The organism is Streptomyces sp. NPDC053079, from assembly GCF_044546695.1.
GTDB lineage: Bacteria > Actinomycetota > Actinomycetes > Streptomycetales > Streptomycetaceae > Streptomyces.
Genome location: NZ_JBITZJ010000006.1, coordinates 44,349 through 60,213, shown reverse-complemented (window position 1 = coordinate 60,213; position 15,865 = coordinate 44,349). Strand labels below are relative to the sequence as shown.

Genomic DNA, 15,865 nt, shown 5'->3' with positions numbered 1-15,865 from the left:
TTCGTGCGGTGCGGGAACCACTATAGCCAACCCTGAGAGCGCGCGATGCGCGCCGCCGCGTGACGGTTCTCCGCACCGAGCTTCAGCGCGGCCGCCGAGAGGTAATTGCGGACCGTCCCCGGCGTCAGCGAGGCCCGCTTGGCGATCTCCGCGATGGACGCCCCGTCCTCGGCCAGCTCCAGCAGTTCCGCCTCGCGCGCCGTGAGCGGGGAGTCGCCCGCACTGATCGCATCCGCCGCCAACTCCGGGTCCACATAGCGGCTTCCGGCATGCACGGCCCGGATGATCTCGGCCAGCCGCCGGGCCGACACCGTCTTCGGCACGAACCCGCGCACCCCCGCCTCCAGCGCCCGCTTCAGATGCCCCGGTCTGCCATGACCTGTCACGATCATGGTCCGGCATCCGGGCAGTTCGGCCCGCAGCGATGTGGCCACCATCACACCGTCCGCCCCGGGCATCTGAAGATCCAGCACCGCCACGTCCGGCCGGTGCGCCCTCGCCATCGCCAGCGCCTCGGTCCCCGAAGCCGCCTCCGCCACGACATGGAGATCGTCCTCCAGCCCCAGCAGCGCGGCGACCGCGCCACGGATCAGATGCTCGTCGTCCGCGAGCAGGATCCGCACGGGCCCACCCTCCTCGTTCGCGCTCATGCCTTCTCCCCCTCCGGTCCGGCCGCCACCCCGGCGGCCACGGGCACGGACTCCCGCTCCGCGCCACCGCCCCCGTCCGTCCGCTCGGCCCGGCCTCCTGCCCCCGCCAGCGGAATGCTCACCGTCAGCCGGAACGTGCGGTGCGAGCGCTGCTCGGACACCAGCGTGCCGCCCAGCCCCGCCAGCCGCTCCCGCAGCCCCGCCAGCCCCGACCCGCCCCCGGCCCCGGCAGCCGGACCGCTCCCGGAGGCGCGGCGCACGCCGTCGTTCTCCATGAGCAGCACCGCCACCTGCTCCACGACCCGCAGCCGCACCGCGCAGCGGCTCGCCTCCGCATGCCGCAGAACGTTCGTCGTCCCCTCACGGACCACCCACGCCAGCGCCGACTGCACCGCCGACGGCAGCTCCGCCCCCACCGAGTCGGTGATGCGGCACTCGATGCCCGCGGCCGCCAGCACTCCCCGCGCACCGGCCAGTTCCGTGTGCAGATCGGCCTCGCGGTAGCCGCGCACGACCTCCCGCAACTCCCGCTGCGACTCCCGCGCTATCCGCTGCACCTCGTCCATCTCGTCCAGCGCCGCCGCCGAACCGCGCCGCGACAGCTGCGTGGCCAGCTCGCTCTTGAGCGCGATCACCGCAAGGTTCCGGCCGAGCACATCGTGCATGTCGCGCGAGAACCGCAGCCGCTCCTCCGCCACCGCCAGCCGCGCCTGGGTGCCCCGCGCGGCCTCCACCTCCCACATCACGGCGAGGAACCAGGCGGAGGCACGCACCGCCGTCATGCTCCACATCCCCAGCAGGAACAGCAGCAACGCCACCGTGACCGTCCCGACCGGCCCGCTGCCCGTCAGGGCCACCCCGGCCGCCGCGACCACCCCCGCCCCCGCACAGCCGGCCGTATAGGTACGGATCCGGCGGGTGAGCAGGCAGTACGAACCGAAGGTCACCAGCCCGGCATGCAGCAGCACCGTCGAGTTCGCGGTGATGTGCGACATCCCGTCGCGGCGCACCTGGATCACGAACACCGTCAGGGTGAGCGTAAAGATGACCGCACTCACGGCCAGCTCCCACCAGGGCGCCGACCGCTTGCGCAGATAGTGGTCCAGCGAGCGCCGGATGAGTCTCATCCCCTGCGCGCACTGCAGGAAGCACAGGCTCAGCAGCAACCAGACCAGCGCCGGGACGCCCCCGGGCTCGGGCAGCCACGCGAGGCAGTTGAGCACCGGAAACAGCCACGGCACTCCGTACAGCGTCCACCGCGTATAGCTGTCCACCTGGGCCACCTTGCTCCGGCCCCGCCACTCCCTCATCCGTGACCGCACCACCACGCGCCCGCCCGCCCCCTCGTCCGCCCAAGCAACCCCGGTCGACGCCTCAGCGCCTCGGTTCCCAGCGGAACCACCGGCGTACAGCAAACACGCCCAGCCCCGCCCAGACCAAAGCGGTCCCGAGCGCCCGCAGCACGTCGCCCGCGCCCATCCCGCCCAGCCAGCCGCCCCGCATCAGCTCGACCACCGGCGTCAACGGCAGCAGCCGGCATGCCCCGGCGAGCCCGTCCGGCATGATCTCCACCGGTATGAACAGCCCCGAACCCAGCAGCGAGACCACCATCAAGGGCATCGTCACCAGCTGAGCGCTCTCCACGGTCTTCGCCCAGCCGGCGGTCACGGCGGCGAGAGCGACGCTGAGCACGACGCCCAGCAGCAGCCCGGCCAGCAACAGATCGGGCCGGGCGACCGCCCGCAGGCCCAGCAGACTCACCCCGGCCACCACCAGCACCGCGCACTGGGCCAGCGCCACCCCCACCGCGGGCAGTGCGGCCCCGGTCAATATCTCCGCGTCCCCCGCCTCGCCCGTACGCAGCCGCTTGAGGACCAGCTCCTCACGCCGGGCGACATAGGCGCTGACCAGGTTCTGGTAGACGGCGAAGAGCAGGATGTAGCCGAAGGCCCCCGTTATCGACACTTCCTTGAGCGACATCCCGGACGCGCCGAGGTCCAGGTCATCGAGAGACCGCTGCATGGCGGCCACCATCGTCACCGGCATCAGCAGCGCGATGTACAGCGCCATCCTGTTCCGCCCGAGCAGGGTCAGCTCCGCCCGCCCCAGCGCCAGCACCCGTGTGACCGCCATCACTTGCCCCTCCCCGAAACCAGTGCCGCAGCCGGACCGGCCGGCTCGGCGTCCGCCCCCGCTATCGCCAGGAACGCCTCCTCCAGCGACGCCGTCCGCGCGTCGAGCTGCTCCAGCTCCACGGACTGCTCCTGTGCCCACAGCAGCAGCCCGGTCAGCGTCCGCTGCAACTCCCGGGTCTGGAGCTCTATCCGCCCGTGCGTCTCCTCGTGCCGGGTCACCCCCAGCTCGGCCAGCGGCGGCAGGTCCCCGACGAACCAGCCCACCGGCATCGCGAAGCGGATCCGCGCCGGATACGTCCCGATCACCTCGGCCGTCGTCCCGGACGTCACGATCCGCCCCTCCCGCATGATCGCCAGCCGGTCGGCCAGCGCCTCGGCCTCCTCCAGATAGTGCGTGGTGAGCAGCACCGTCGTGCCCTCCTCGCGCAGCCGCCGCACCAGCTCCCAGGTGTGGTGCCGCGCCTGAGGGTCCAGGCCGGTCGTCGGCTCGTCGAGGAAGAGCACCTCGGGCCGCCCGAGCAGCGCCAGCGCCAGGTCCAGCCGCCGCCGCTCGCCGCCGGAGAGCTGCTTGACCCGCACGTCCCGGCGGCCGGCGAGCCCCACCAGCTCCAGGGCCTCGGCCACGGGCCGCGCCCCGGTCGTGCACCCCGCCCACATCAGCACGGTCTCGGCCGCGGTGAGCCCGGAGGGAAAGCCCCCTTCCTGGAGCATCACCCCCGTGCGGGGCCGCACCGCGCCCCGCTCCTCGTAAGGATCGTGGCCCAGCACCCGCACCCGGCCCTCCGTCGGCCGGGCCAGGCCCTCCAGCAGCTCGACCGTGGAGGTCTTGCCCGCTCCGTTCGTCCCCAGCAGCGCGAACACCTCGCCACGCCGCACGGTGAAGGACACGCCCCGCACCGCCTCGAAGCCCTCGTCCCCGGACGTGCCGTACCGCCGGCACAGCCCTGAGACCTCGATCACACTCTCCCCGAATCCCATGGTTCAAGGCTCCCGGCGGATCCCGCCCCGGGTCAGTGCGGCCTGTCATGACTTCGCATGACGAATGTCAGCAGGCCCGGCCACCACAACGACGAAGGCCCCGGTCGTTCCCGACCGGGGCCTTCGTTCTCTGAGCGGACGACGAGACTCGAACTCGCGACATCCACCTTGGCAAGGTGGTGCTCTACCAACTGAGCTACGTCCGCATGTCTCCGACCGACGGCTTCTCGAAGAGAGGCGCCACCGGGCGGTGCGTGCATCACTCTACCTGATCCACTGACGTGGTCGGTAAGCGATGAGAGCGGGTGACAGGAATCGCACACTGCGCCTCCCCCTTGGAAAGGGGGCGCTCTACTACTGAGCTACACCCGCGCGTCCATCCGCACCGGCCACTGACGTGGCCGACCGAACGGTGAGAGCGGGTGACAGGAATCGCACACTGCGCCTCCCTCTTGGAAAGAGGGCGCTCTGCTACTGAGCTACACCCGCGCGTCCATCCGTACCGACCACTGATGTGATCGAACGAACGGTCAGAGCGGGTGACAGGAATCGCACACTGCGCCTCCCCCTTGGAAAGGGGGCGCTCTACTACTGAGCTACACCCGCATGACCCCGAAGTTCGGGCCCGTTTCCCGGCCTTGCCCCTCGGCGTGATCCAGACTCTAGCTGATCATCCGGGGTGCTTGGCAAGTCGCCCGGGAAGCCCGGGCGGAACGCGGGGGTCCGCAGGGGAGGGAACGCCCGCACCGGCCCCCCGCTCCTGCTCCCCCCAGCCGTTACCGCCCCGGCCCCGGCCGACGGCGGCCCGGCCTCAGCCGGCCGCGTTGAACGCCTCGTAGACCTTCTTGGGGATGCGGCCGCGCGGCGGCACCTCCATGCCGTTCGAGCGGGCCCAGGCCCGCACCGCCGCCGGGTCGGGCGCCACGGCCGTGCGCCGGTAGACCTTGCCCGAGCGGGACTGCTTGCGGCCGGCCTCCACGTAAGGCGCGAGGACGCCTCGCAGTTTCTTCGCATTGGCAGTGTTCAGGTCGATCTCGTACGACTTGCCGTCGATCCCGAAGATGAGGGTCTCCGCGGCTTCCCCGCCGTCCATGTCGTCGGAGAGTGTGACCACTACGCGCTGCGCCACGGAAATCGGTCCTTTCGGCCAGTATCACCGCTTTGACCTGCGGTGACGTGAGGGTTGCGGTTGTTCTCGGTCAATACTTATTCATTTGTACAACAAAGGGCAATGCATGGTGAAGCCCAGTTAATTCCGTCCGTGCGCCTCATCGCAATCACGACGGTGCGATCTTCCGGTCTTTTTCCCGAACTTTTCCACCGGCTCCGCATGCCCCCGGGTAAACACGAAGGATAAGCCCAGCATATCTATGCGCGTAGATTTTTCGGGACTGTACTCTGACATCACCGCTTCAGCTCACGCACCACACACCGGGAGTGCCAGTGGCACGCGTCGTAGTCGACGTCATGCTCAAGCCGGAGATCCTCGACCCGCAGGGCCAGGCGGTGCAGCGCGCGCTGCCACGCCTGGGTTTCGAGGGGATCGCCGACGTCCGTCAGGGCAAGCGCTTTGAACTCGAGGTGGAGGGACCGGTCGACGACGCCGCCCTCGCCCGAATCCACGAGATGGCGGAAACGTTTCTCGCCAACACCGTGATCGAGGACTTCACCGTGAAGGTCGACGGGGAGGTCCGCGAGACCGCCGGAGAAGCACAGTGACCGCTCGCGTAGGAGTCATCACCTTCCCCGGCACCCTGGACGACCGCGACACCCAGCGCGCCGTCCGGATCGCCGGGCTCGAGCCCGTGCCGCTCTGGCACCGCGACAAGGACCTCAAGCAGGTCGACGCCGTGGTCCTGCCCGGCGGTTTCTCCTACGGCGACTACCTGCGGGCGGGCGCCATCTCCCGCTTCTCGCCGGTGATGGAGACCGTCATCGAGCAGGCCAAGGGCGGCATGCCGGTCCTCGGCATCTGCAACGGCTTCCAGGTGCTCACCGAGACCCACCTGCTGCCCGGCGCGATGCTGCGCAACAACCACCTGCACTTCATCTGCCGCGACCAGAAGCTCCGCGTCGAGAACGCGGACACCGCCTGGACGGCCGACTACGAAGCGGGCCAGGAGATCTCCGTCCCGCTGAAGAACATCGACGGCCGCTACGTGGCCGACGAGCGCACCCTCGACGAGCTCGAGGCCGAGGGCCGCGTCGCCTTCCGGTACCTCGACGTCAACCCCAACGGCTCGCTCCGCGACATCGCCGGCATCACCAACGCCGCCGGCAACGTCGTCGGCCTGATGCCGCACCCCGAGCACGCCGTAGAGCCCCTGGTCGGTACCGGTCGCACCGACGGCCTCGGGTTCTTCACCTCGATCCTCAAGAAGCTGGTCAGCGCCTCATGAGCCTCGACACGGTCAAGCACGCAAACGAAACGCCCGACGTCGACCAGCCCTGGGCCGAACTCGGCCTCAAGCAGGACGAGTACGAGCGCATCCGCACCATCCTCGGCCGCCGCCCCACCGGCGCCGAGCTCGCGATGTACTCCGTCATGTGGTCCGAGCACTGCTCGTACAAGTCCAGCAAGGTCCACCTGCGCCAGTTCGGCGAGAAGGCCCCCGAGAACGACGCCCTCCTCGTCGGCATCGGCGAGAACGCCGGCGTCGTCGACGTCGGCCAGGGCTACGCGGTCACCTTCAAGGTCGAGTCGCACAACCACCCCAGCTACATCGAGCCCTACCAGGGCGCGGCCACCGGCGTCGGCGGCATCGTCCGCGACATCCTCGCCATGGGTGCCCGCCCCGTCGCCGTCATGGACCCGCTGCGCTTCGGCGCCGCGGACCACCCCGACACCAAGCGCGTCCTGCCGGGCGTCGTCGCGGGCATCGGCGGCTACGGCAACTGCCTGGGCCTGCCCAACATCGGCGGCGAGGTCGTCTTCGACTCCTGCTACCAGGGCAACCCGCTGGTCAACGCCCTGTGCGTGGGTGTGATGAAGCACGAGGACATCCACCTCGCCAAGGCCTCCGGCGCCGGCAACAAGGTCATCCTCTACGGCGCCCGCACCGGCGGCGACGGCATCGGCGGCGTGTCCGTCCTGGCCTCCGAGACGTTCGACGACTCGAAGCCCACCAAGCGCCCCGCCGTCCAGGTCGGCGACCCCTTCCAGGAGAAGCTCCTCATCGAGTGCACCCTGGAGATCTTCCGCGAGGACCTCGTCGACGGCATCCAGGACCTCGGCGGCGCCGGTCTGTCCTGCGCCACCAGCGAGCTGGCCAGCGCCGGCTCCGGCGGTATGCGCGTCGAACTCGACCGCGTGCACCTGCGCGACGCGACGCTCTCGCCCGAGGAGATCCTCATGAGCGAGTCGCAGGAGCGCATGTGCGCGATCGTCGAGCCCGGCAAGGTCGACCGCTTCCTCGAGATCTGCGAGAAGTGGGACGTCATCGCCACCGTCATCGGTGAAGTCACCGACGGCGAACGGCTGGAGATCTTCTGGCACGGCGAGCAGATCGTCGACGTCCCGCCGCGCACCGTCGCCCACGAGGGCCCGGTCTACGAGCGCCCGTACGCCCGTCCGGACTGGCAGGACGCCCTCCAGGCCGACGACGCGAACAAGCTGGCCCGCCCGGAGACCCCCGAGGAGCTGCGCGCGCAGGTCCTGAAGGTCGTCTCCTCCCCGAACCAGGCCTCCAAGTCCTGGATCACCGACCAGTACGACCGGTTCGTGCAGGGCAACACCGTGCTCGCCCAGCCCGAGGACTCCGGCATGGTCCGCGTCGACGAGGACACCAACCTCGGTGTCGCCGTCGCCACGGACGGCAACGGCCGCTACGCCAAGCTCGACCCGTACGCGGGCGCCCAGCTCGCGCTCGCCGAGTCGTACCGCAACGTGGCCGCCACCGGTGCCCGCCCGCTGGCCATCTCCAACTGCCTGAACTTCGGTTCGCCCGAGGACCCGGCCGTCATGTGGCAGTTCGCCGAGGCCACCCGCGGCCTCGCCGACGGCTGCCTGACGCTGGGCACCCCGGTCACCGGCGGCAACGTCTCGCTCTACAACCAGACCGGCGAGACCGCCATCCACCCGACCCCCGTGGTCGCGGTGCTGGGCGTCATCGACGACGTCAACCGCCGTACGCCGATGGCGTTCTCCGAGGAGGGCCACCTGCTGTACCTCCTGGGCGACACCAAGGAGGAGCTGGGCGGTTCGGCCTGGTCGCAGGTGGTCCACGACCACCTCGGCGGGCTCCCGCCGGCCGTCGACCTCGACCGCGAGAAGCTGCTGGCCGAGATCCTGATCGCCGCCTCCCGCGACGGCATGATCGACGCGGCGCACGACCTCTCCGACGGCGGCCTCATCCAGGCGCTGGCCGAGTCGTGCCTGCGCGGCGGCAAGGGTGCCCGGATCGTCGTCCCCGACGGCCTGGACCCCTTCGTCCTCCTCTTCTCCGAGTCCGCCGGCCGCGCGGTCGTCGCCGTTCCGCGCAGCGAGGAGCTGCGCTTCGGCGACATGTGCGGCGCGCGCGGGCTGCCCGCGACCCGGATCGGGGTCGTCGACGGCGAAGAGATCGACGTCCAGGGACAGTTCACCCTTCCGCTGGCGGAGCTGCGCGAGGCGTACGAAGCCACGATCCCGGCGCTGCTCGCGTAGTGCCGCATCCGTAACTCCCGTCACGGATACGGGTGGGCTCGACGGCGGCCATGGCCTTTGAGTCCGTTGGGCCCACCCGAAGCCTGGCCAAGGATTAGGCTCGCGCCATGCCTCCAGCACCGCGCAAGCCCCGCGTTCGCAGTTACGACCCCGCAAAGGTGCGGGCCGCCCTGGAAGGGCAGGTCCGGGCCGTACGGGACGTCGTCGACACGGTGTGCGCGGAACCGGACGCGCGGGCGCTGCTCGCCACGCGCACCCGGCTGGGGGAGTGGACGGTCAGGGAGCTGATCGTCCACCTGGTCGGCGCGTTGGAGCTGTTGCCGCACCGCCTCGTGGAGCCGGGGCGGCTGCCCGCGCGGGCGGAGGCCGGGCTTCTCGACTACGTGGCGGGCCTCGCCTCGAGCGCCGCCACGGTCGCGGACCACACGGCGGTGGGCGCCGCGGAGTTCGCCGAAGCGGATCCCAAGTCCGTGGCGGACAGGTTCGATCAGGCCGCCGGGAAGCTGCTCGGCGCCCTCGCCGAAGCCGACTCCGCCGCGCTGGTCCCGACCGCCTTCGGCGCCATGACGGTGGCCGATTTCATGGTGACCCGACTGGTGGAAACCGTGGTGCACGGCGATGACTTGGCGGATGCCACGGGCGTCGCCGTCCGCCACGACCGGCAGGCCCTCGCGGCCGTCACCCGGCTGCTCGCCGACGCCCTCGCGGCCAAGGCCCCCGGAGGCTCCGTGGAGGTCCGCATTCCGCCGTTCGCGGTGGTCCAGTGCGTGGCCGGACCCAAGCACACCCGCGGTACGCCGCCCAATGTCGTGGAGACCGATCCGCTCACCTGGATCCGCCTGGCCACGGGCCGTGCGGACTGGTCCACGGCCCTGGCGGACGCCGCCGTGACGGCCAGTGGTGAGCGCGCCGACATTTCCGGGCAACTTCCTCTGCTCACCTGAGCGAACGGTTTGCCCGCTCACCTGAGCGAACAGTAATTCGGCGGCCCTTTGCACGGGTTTTCATGCCACGAATAGGTGATTCACCGTGGCCGCCGAGTTGCTGTCCGTGGAGTGTGCCAATCGCCACTCTTCCCCGGTTCGGATGAACCTCATCCCTGCCATAGACTCAAGGTGTGCCTCGTGGTGACGGACGACTCAACCACGACCTGCTTCCCGGCGAAAAGGGCCCCCAGGACGCTTGTGGCGTCTTCGGTGTCTGGGCTCCGGGTGAAGAGGTCGCCAAACTCACCTATTTCGGGCTGTATGCGCTGCAGCACCGTGGACAGGAGTCCGCGGGCATCGCGGTGAGCAACGGCTCCCAGATCCTCGTTTTCAAGGACATGGGACTGGTTTCCCAGGTCTTCGACGAAACTTCCCTCGGTTCCCTTACGGGCCATATCGCGGTCGGCCACGCCCGCTACTCCACCACCGGAGCCTCGGTGTGGGAGAACGCGCAGCCGACCTTCAGGGCGACGGCCAACGGCTCCATCGCCCTGGGCCACAACGGGAACCTGGTCAACACCGCCGAGCTGGCCGAGATGGTCGCCGCGCTCCCCCGGGAGAACGGCCGTGCCAACCAGGTCGCGGCGACCAACGACACGGACCTGGTCACAGCCCTGCTGGCCGGCCAGACCGACGACGACGGCAAGCCGCTGACGATCGAGGAAGCCGCCACCAAGGTGCTTCCGAACGTCAAGGGCGCCTTCTCGCTCGTCTTCATGGACGAACACACGCTGTACACCGCCCGTGACCCGCAGGGCATCCGCCCGCTGGTGCTGGGCCGGCTGGAGCGCGGCTGGGTGGTGGCCTCCGAGACGGCCGCCCTGGACATCTGCGGCGCGACCTTCGTCCGCGAGGTCGAGCCCGGCGAGCTCGTCGCCATCGACGAGAACGGCGTCCGCAGCAGCCGCTTCGCCGAGGCCCGCCCCAAGGGCTGTGTCTTCGAGTACGTCTACCTCGCGCGCCCCGACACCGACATCGCGGGCCGCAACGTCTACCTCTCCCGTGTAGAGATGGGCCGCCGGCTCGCCGCCGAGGCCCCGGTGGAGGCGGACCTGGTGATACCGACACCGGAGTCCGGCATCCCGGCCGCGGTCGGCTACGCGGAGGCCAGCGGCATTCCGTACGGCACGGGCCTGGTCAAGAACTCCTACGTCGGCCGGACCTTCATCCAGCCCAGCCAGACCATCCGCCAGCTCGGCATCCGGCTCAAGCTCAACCCGCTCAAGGAAGTCATCCGCGGCAAGCGCCTGGTGGTCGTCGACGACTCCATCGTCCGCGGCAACACCCAGCGCGCCCTGGTGAAGATGCTGCGCGAGGCCGGGGCCGCCGAGGTCCACGTGCGGATCTCGTCGCCGCCGGTGAAGTGGCCGTGCTTCTTCGGCATCGACTTCGCCACCCGGGCCGAGCTGATCGCCAACGGCATGTCGGTCGAGGAGATCGGCAGGTCTCTGGGCGCGGACTCGCTGGCGTACATCTCCCTCGAAGGCATGGTCGAGGCGACCACCATCGCCAAGCCGAACCTGTGCCGCGCCTGCTTCGACGGCGAGTACCCGATGGAGCTGCCCGACCCCGAGCTGCTGGGCAAGCAGCTGCTGGAGACCGAGCTGGCCGGTGGCACGGACGCCGCCGACGCGCTCCGTCGCCCGTAGCGCTCGCGTACCCGCAGTCACGAACGACACGAAAGATCTCAAGACCATGTCTTCTGAGACCACCGGTGCCAGCTACGCAAGCGCGGGCGTCGACATCGAGGCCGGCGACCGCGCCGTCGAGCTGATGAAGCAATGGGTGAAGAAGGCCACCCGCCCCGAGGCCGTCGGCGGCCTCGGCGGCTTCGCCGGCCTCTTCGACGCCAGTGCCCTCAAGCGGTACGAGCGCCCCCTCCTGGCCTCCGCCACCGACGGCGTCGGTACGAAGGTCGACATCGCCCGCCGCATGGGCGTCTACGACACCATCGGCCACGACCTGGTCGGCATGGTCGTGGACGACCTGGTCGTCTGCGGTGCCGAGCCGCTGTTCATGACCGACTACATCTGCGTCGGCAAGGTCTACCCCGAGCGCGTCGCCGCCATCGTCAAGGGCATCGCCGAGGGCTGTGTCCTCGCGGGCTGCGCGCTGGTCGGCGGCGAGACCGCCGAGCACCCGGGCCTGCTGGGCGCGGACGAGTTCGACGTGGCCGGCGCCGGAACGGGCGTCGTCGAGGCGGACCGGCTGCTGGGCGCGGATCGTATCCGTACGGGTGACGCCGTCATCGCGATGGCCTCGTCCGGACTTCACTCGAACGGGTACTCACTGGTCCGCCATGTGCTCTTCGAGCGGGCCGGCTGGGAGCTGGACCGAGAGGTTCCGGAGTTCGGCCGCACGCTCGGCGAGGAGCTCCTGGAGCCCACGAAGATCTACTCGCTGGACTGCCTGGCCCTCACCCGTACGGCGGAGGTGCACGCCTTCTCGCACATCACCGGCGGCGGGCTCGCCAACAACCTGGCCCGGGTCGTCCCGGACCACCTCCACGCGAGCGTGGACCGCTCGACGTGGGCGCCCGGCGCGGTCTTCGACCTGGTCGGCCAGGTCGGCTCGGTCGAGCGCCACGAGCTGGAGAAGACCCTGAACATGGGCGTCGGCATGATCGCCGTCGTGCCCCAGGAGTCGGTGGACGTGGCGCTGGCGACCTTCGCGGACCGGGGCGTGGAGGCCTGGGTGGCCGGTGAGGTCACCGAGCGCGGCGACCGCGCGGAGGCCGTGACCCTGACCGGTGACTACAGCAGCTGACCTGCGCAAAGACACTGCCCGGAGCGATCGGCTCCGGGCAGTCTCCAGGCAGCACAGAACCCGGTCCGGGGCGATGCCCCGAACCGGGTCGGTGAAAAGCTATGGCGTCAAGCGCGGCGACGGTAGGAAGACTGGGGCTGCTCGGACGACTGCTCGTCCTCGTCCTCGTCGTCGTTGTAACGACTCGCGTACTGAGCGTACGGGTCGTCGTCCAGCTCATCGTCCTTGTCGAGCGGCTCGCTGTTCGGCGGCTGCTTCGTCGGCGATGCGCCCAGCTCATTGGCCAGACGTGAGAGGTCGGTCCCGCCGCTGTTGTACTTCAGCTGGCGGGCGACCTTTGTCTGCTTGGCCTTGGCCCGGCCGCGCCCCATGGCTCGACCCCCTCATTGACGGGGCTCGACGGCCCCAGAGTCTTGACACGCGTTCACGTTCATGAGTCAGAGCGGACCCCTGTGGAGGTGTCCGGCCTGTAGAGCTTCAACGGTACCTGCTTCCGCGGCCATACGGTACGTCGCCCGCATGACGTGCCACGCAGCAGAACCGACGAGGAGCCCTGTACTCGCTGGTCAGCTGCGATTTTAACGTGTCCTGGGCGCCGACCCGCCGAGGGGTGGTGAGAGATCTCTCGTTCACCACCTCCCGGTGGCGCTTCTGTGGGGATCCGCCGGGCCCCGCGCCGCCACCCGGCCGGGCGACACGCATCACCCGGCCGGGTGAAAGGGGTGCGGAGTGTGACGGGACCCGCCGCCCCGGCTACCGGCTCGCGACGATCGCGGCCCGTGCCTCGGCCATGCGCTGCTCGGCGAGCCGGTCGGCCGCCGCGGCCGGCGGGATGCCGTCCGCCTTCGCCCGATCGAATATGGCCAAGGTCGTGTCGAAGATCTTTGTCGCCTTGGCCTTCGCCCGGTCGAAGTCGAAACCGTGCAGCTCATCGGCGACCTGGATCACCCCACCGGCGTTCACCACATAGTCCGGGGCGTAGAGGATGCCGCGGTCGGCCAGGTCCTTCTCCACACCCGGGTGGGCGAGCTGGTTGTTGGCCGCGCCGCAGACCACGGTCGCGGTGAGGGCGGCCACCGACGCGTCGTTCAGGGCGCCGCCGAGGGCGCAGGGGGCGTAGACGTCGAGCGGGGTGCGGATGAGCACCTCGGCGTCGGTCACGGCGGTGACCCGCGGATGGCGGGAGACGATCCGCTCGACCGGCTCGGCCCGGACGTCGGTGATCACGACCTCCGCGCCGTCCTCGACGAGATGGTCCACCAGGTGGTGGCCGACCTTGCCGACGCCCGCGACGCCGACCCGGCGGCCGCGCAGCGTCGGCTCGCCCCACTGGGTCTGCGCGGCCGCCCGCATGCCCTGGAAGACGCCGAAGGCGGTGAGCACCGAGGAGTCGCCGGCGCCGCCGTGCTCGGGCGAGCGGCCCGTGGTCCAGCGGTTCTCGCGGGCGACGACGTCCATGTCCTGTACGTACGTGCCGACGTCGCACGCGGTGACGTAGCGCCCGCCGAGAGAGGCGACGAACCGGCCGTACGCGAGCAGCAGTTGTTCGGTCTTGATCAGATCGGGGTCGCCGATGATCACAGCTTTTCCGCCGCCGTGGTCGAGTCCCGCCAGGGCGTTCTTGTACGACATGCCGCGCGAGAGGTTCAGCGCGTCCCGCACCGCCTCCTCGTCGGAGGCGTAGGGGTAGAACCGGGTGCCGCCGAGGGCCGGGCCCAGGGCGGTGGAATGGATGGCGATGACGGCCTTGAGGCCGCTCTCCTGGTCCTGGCAGAGCACGACCTGCTCGTGGCCGCCCTGGTCCGATCGGAACAGGGTGTGCAGCACGCCGCCGGCGGCGTCGGAGGTGGGACGTACGTCAGTCACGGTGGTGACTCCATATGTCGCGGAGGTCGCCCTCCGAGGGGTGGTGGAGGGCCGGTTGCCCAAGAGGGTAAGACCTGCCGTCCCGCCGTATCCGTCCCGTGCCGAGGATCACTCTCCCGGGCTCCGGCGCCATGGGACGATTCGGTCAGTATGGGGAGGGGCGCCCGCAACTCCCTGGGGGTGACCTACGGCTTGAGGGAGCGAGCGTGGGCGTGGCGTCATCGGTGACCGTCCCGTACGCGGCGTACCTACGGGTCTACGAGCCGCTGGGCGCCTTCCCCGAACCGGAGCGCTCGCACTGGGCCCGCTACGCGCGCCGACCGGTGCTGCCCGGCGCCCAGGACGAGCTGCGCCGGTCGCTGGCCGACCTGCTGCCCACCCCGCCGGTGCCGGTGCCGGTGCACGAGAGCGGCGACGCCTTCGTCGCGGTCGTGGACGGCGTCGTGTGCGTCTGTCCGTGGCGGACGAGGCTGCGGGGCTGGCTGGCCCTGGAGGAGCTGATCGAGCGGTTCCCGGCGCCCGTCCTGGACGCGGTGCTGCCGCCCGTCGTACGCCGCCAGGCGCAGGCGGACCACGAGCGCTGGGCGGAGCGCAACCCCGACGCCCGGCCGTGGATCCGGACGGCCACCTGGCAGGTGCCGCTGCGCTGGTTCGTGCTCTTCTCCGACGAGGAGCGCGAGCACGGCAAGGGCGAACCCGGGGCGGGCGGGATGGAGGGGCCGCTGCTGCGCTACCGCACCCCCATGGTCCAGGCCCGGCGGCGGGTGGCGCGGGGGCTGCGCACGCTGCGGGACGCGATCGAGGAGGGACCGCTCATCGACGGGCTGGTCGATGTGGGGCGATGGCTGGAAGAGTTTCATCCGCGCTCCCTGGTGGAGCTCGACTACGGCGGACTTGTGCATATGGTTCCCGAGGCACAGCTGGCCGAGGATCACTCCGCCGCCGACACGGCGGAGGGGCTGGCGGCGCTGCGGGCGGGAGACGGAGTGCGGGCCGGTGAGGCGTACGAGCGGCTGACGGAGCGTTGGAGGACGGTCCGCGACCGTCAGTTCGCGAACTGACCCGGCGGTGCCGGCCGGCCGTGAGGGCGGGTCAGGGACCTAGGTCCCGATCCGGGCTATTAGCGGCAACCGTGATCTAACGCACTTACGTAAGGTCTTGCGCCGATCGCCCACCCTCGTGGCAAAATAGGACAAGGAGTCCAGGAAGGACTCCTTCCGTCCAAGTAAGGGCGGATAGATCGGTATTGCACTCCTTGACGGGTCTGGGGACCCCTGATCCCGCTGTGACTGATCGTCACGGTGGCGTGACTGTCCGCTATGGCATGGTCCATCGGCTTCCGTCGAGGTTGAACACCTGAGAGGGCAATTCCATCGGTTTGGCCGACGTGGCTGGACAGATGGTGTAGTTGTAGTGCCGAGGACAAGCCGTTCGTCCTATAACCGACTCGGCCCGCGTCCGCCATTTCGGGCAACGCGGGTCAAGGTGCAGAATTTAGAGGAAAGAACCGACGTGATGGTTCGGTTCTCCCGAGGAGGCCGCTCATGACCGCTCGCACCCCTGATGCCGAGCCGCTGCTGACCCCGGCTGAGGTTGCCACGATGTTCCGCGTGGACCCGAAGACGGTCACCCGCTGGGCCAAGGCTGGCAAGCTCACGTCCATCCGCACGCTCGGAGGACACCGCCGATACCGCGAAGCGGAGGTCCGTGCACTGCTGGCGGGCATTCCGCAGCAGCGTAGCGAGGCCTGAACAACTGAATCACCGGGTGATTCCGGGGCCCCCAACCCGGCTGACGCCCGTTTGAGCTCCATCTGAAGCTCCACAAGCACCAAACGAC

General features: G+C 70.1%; 15 protein-coding genes and 4 tRNA genes. 8 read left to right on the top strand and 11 right to left on the bottom strand.

What is annotated here, in order from left to right; translation table 11 throughout:
* Nucleotides 1-20: 20 nt before the first annotated feature.
* The 9 genes from ACIGXW_RS22485 to ACIGXW_RS22445 all read right to left on the bottom strand — a co-directional run bounded on the left by ACIGXW_RS22485 (nt 21) and on the right by ACIGXW_RS22445 (nt 4,892).
* The gene (locus ACIGXW_RS22485) at nt 21-650 is read right to left on the bottom strand and encodes a response regulator transcription factor (RefSeq protein WP_071965760.1); all 630 of its coding nucleotides are present in this window, start codon (nt 648-650) and stop codon (nt 21-23) included.
* Nucleotides 647-1,924 (bottom strand): sensor histidine kinase, encoded by a 1,278-nt coding sequence (locus tag ACIGXW_RS22480; protein WP_399574720.1) that lies wholly within the window; start codon nt 1,922-1,924, stop codon nt 647-649. The genes ACIGXW_RS22485 and ACIGXW_RS22480 overlap by 4 nt, the downstream gene beginning before the upstream one ends.
* Before the next feature lie 100 nt (nt 1,925-2,024).
* Nucleotides 2,025-2,783 carry an ABC transporter permease gene (locus ACIGXW_RS22475; protein ID WP_071965209.1) on the bottom strand — a complete coding sequence of 253 codons (759 nt, stop codon included), beginning with the start codon at nt 2,781-2,783 and terminating at the stop codon, nt 2,025-2,027.
* On the bottom strand, nt 2,783-3,763 hold the full coding sequence (locus ACIGXW_RS22470) for an ABC transporter ATP-binding protein (protein WP_399574719.1): 981 nt from the start codon (nt 3,761-3,763) through the stop codon (nt 2,783-2,785). The genes ACIGXW_RS22475 and ACIGXW_RS22470 overlap by 1 nt, the downstream gene beginning before the upstream one ends.
* A gap of 133 nt (nt 3,764-3,896) precedes the next feature.
* Nucleotides 3,897-3,969 (bottom strand) — tRNA-Gly (locus tag ACIGXW_RS22465).
* 94 nt (nt 3,970-4,063) lie between these two features.
* A tRNA-Gly gene (locus tag ACIGXW_RS22460) sits at nt 4,064-4,135 on the bottom strand.
* Between the two features lie 45 nt (nt 4,136-4,180).
* Nucleotides 4,181-4,252: transfer RNA gene (locus ACIGXW_RS22455), tRNA-Gly, on the bottom strand.
* 45 nt (nt 4,253-4,297) lie between these two features.
* Nucleotides 4,298-4,369 (bottom strand) — tRNA-Gly (locus ACIGXW_RS22450).
* A gap of 205 nt (nt 4,370-4,574) precedes the next feature.
* On the bottom strand, nt 4,575-4,892 hold the full coding sequence (locus tag ACIGXW_RS22445) for an Lsr2 family protein (protein ID WP_071965739.1): 318 nt from the start codon (nt 4,890-4,892) through the stop codon (nt 4,575-4,577).
* A gap of 314 nt (nt 4,893-5,206) precedes the next feature.
* On the opposite strand from ACIGXW_RS22445, the gene purS reads away from it, so the two are divergent.
* From purS to purM, 6 genes are all read left to right on the top strand, one after another.
* The gene (purS, locus tag ACIGXW_RS22440; protein ID WP_071965740.1) at nt 5,207-5,482 is read left to right on the top strand and encodes a phosphoribosylformylglycinamidine synthase subunit PurS; all 276 of its coding nucleotides are present in this window, start codon (nt 5,207-5,209) and stop codon (nt 5,480-5,482) included.
* Nucleotides 5,479-6,162, top strand: coding sequence for a phosphoribosylformylglycinamidine synthase subunit PurQ (gene purQ, locus ACIGXW_RS22435; RefSeq protein WP_071965741.1), 684 nt, complete (start codon nt 5,479-5,481; stop codon nt 6,160-6,162). Before purS ends, purQ begins: the two co-directional genes overlap by 4 nt.
* The gene (gene purL / locus ACIGXW_RS22430) at nt 6,159-8,408 is read left to right on the top strand and encodes a phosphoribosylformylglycinamidine synthase subunit PurL (RefSeq protein ID WP_399574718.1); all 2,250 of its coding nucleotides are present in this window, start codon (nt 6,159-6,161) and stop codon (nt 8,406-8,408) included. Before purQ ends, purL begins: the two co-directional genes overlap by 4 nt.
* Nucleotides 8,409-8,515: 107 nt before the next feature.
* Nucleotides 8,516-9,352: a sterol carrier family protein gene (locus ACIGXW_RS22425; protein ID WP_399574716.1), complete on the top strand. Its 837-nt coding sequence runs from the start codon at nt 8,516-8,518 to the stop codon at nt 9,350-9,352.
* Between the two features lie 173 nt (nt 9,353-9,525).
* A complete protein-coding gene (purF, locus tag ACIGXW_RS22420) occupies nt 9,526-11,043 on the top strand; it encodes an amidophosphoribosyltransferase (RefSeq protein WP_071965744.1) in 1,518 nt (505 codons plus the stop codon).
* Between the two features lie 46 nt (nt 11,044-11,089).
* Nucleotides 11,090-12,160 carry a phosphoribosylformylglycinamidine cyclo-ligase gene (purM, locus tag ACIGXW_RS22415; RefSeq protein WP_399574714.1) on the top strand — a complete coding sequence of 357 codons (1,071 nt, stop codon included), beginning with the start codon at nt 11,090-11,092 and terminating at the stop codon, nt 12,158-12,160.
* Between the two features lie 107 nt (nt 12,161-12,267).
* On the opposite strand, the gene ACIGXW_RS22410 is transcribed toward purM, so the two are convergent.
* Both ACIGXW_RS22410 and ACIGXW_RS22405 read right to left on the bottom strand, forming a co-directional pair.
* Complete coding sequence (locus tag ACIGXW_RS22410; RefSeq protein WP_071965792.1) at nt 12,268-12,531, bottom strand: DUF3073 domain-containing protein; 264 nt, start codon at nt 12,529-12,531, stop codon at nt 12,268-12,270.
* Between the two features lie 382 nt (nt 12,532-12,913).
* Nucleotides 12,914-14,026: a Leu/Phe/Val dehydrogenase gene (locus ACIGXW_RS22405; RefSeq protein WP_399574712.1), complete on the bottom strand. Its 1,113-nt coding sequence runs from the start codon at nt 14,024-14,026 to the stop codon at nt 12,914-12,916.
* Nucleotides 14,027-14,232: 206 nt separating this feature from the next.
* Here ACIGXW_RS22405 and ACIGXW_RS22400 point away from each other — a divergent pair, with 206 nt between their 5' ends.
* Together ACIGXW_RS22400 and bldC are read left to right on the top strand one after the other, a co-directional pair.
* The gene (locus ACIGXW_RS22400) at nt 14,233-15,087 is read left to right on the top strand and encodes a hypothetical protein (protein WP_399574710.1); all 855 of its coding nucleotides are present in this window, start codon (nt 14,233-14,235) and stop codon (nt 15,085-15,087) included.
* Between the two features lie 483 nt (nt 15,088-15,570).
* Entirely contained in the window at nt 15,571-15,777 is a 207-nt protein-coding gene (bldC, locus tag ACIGXW_RS22395) for a developmental transcriptional regulator BldC (protein ID WP_003949541.1), read from the top strand.
* The last annotated feature ends 88 nt before the right edge of the window (nt 15,778-15,865 follow it).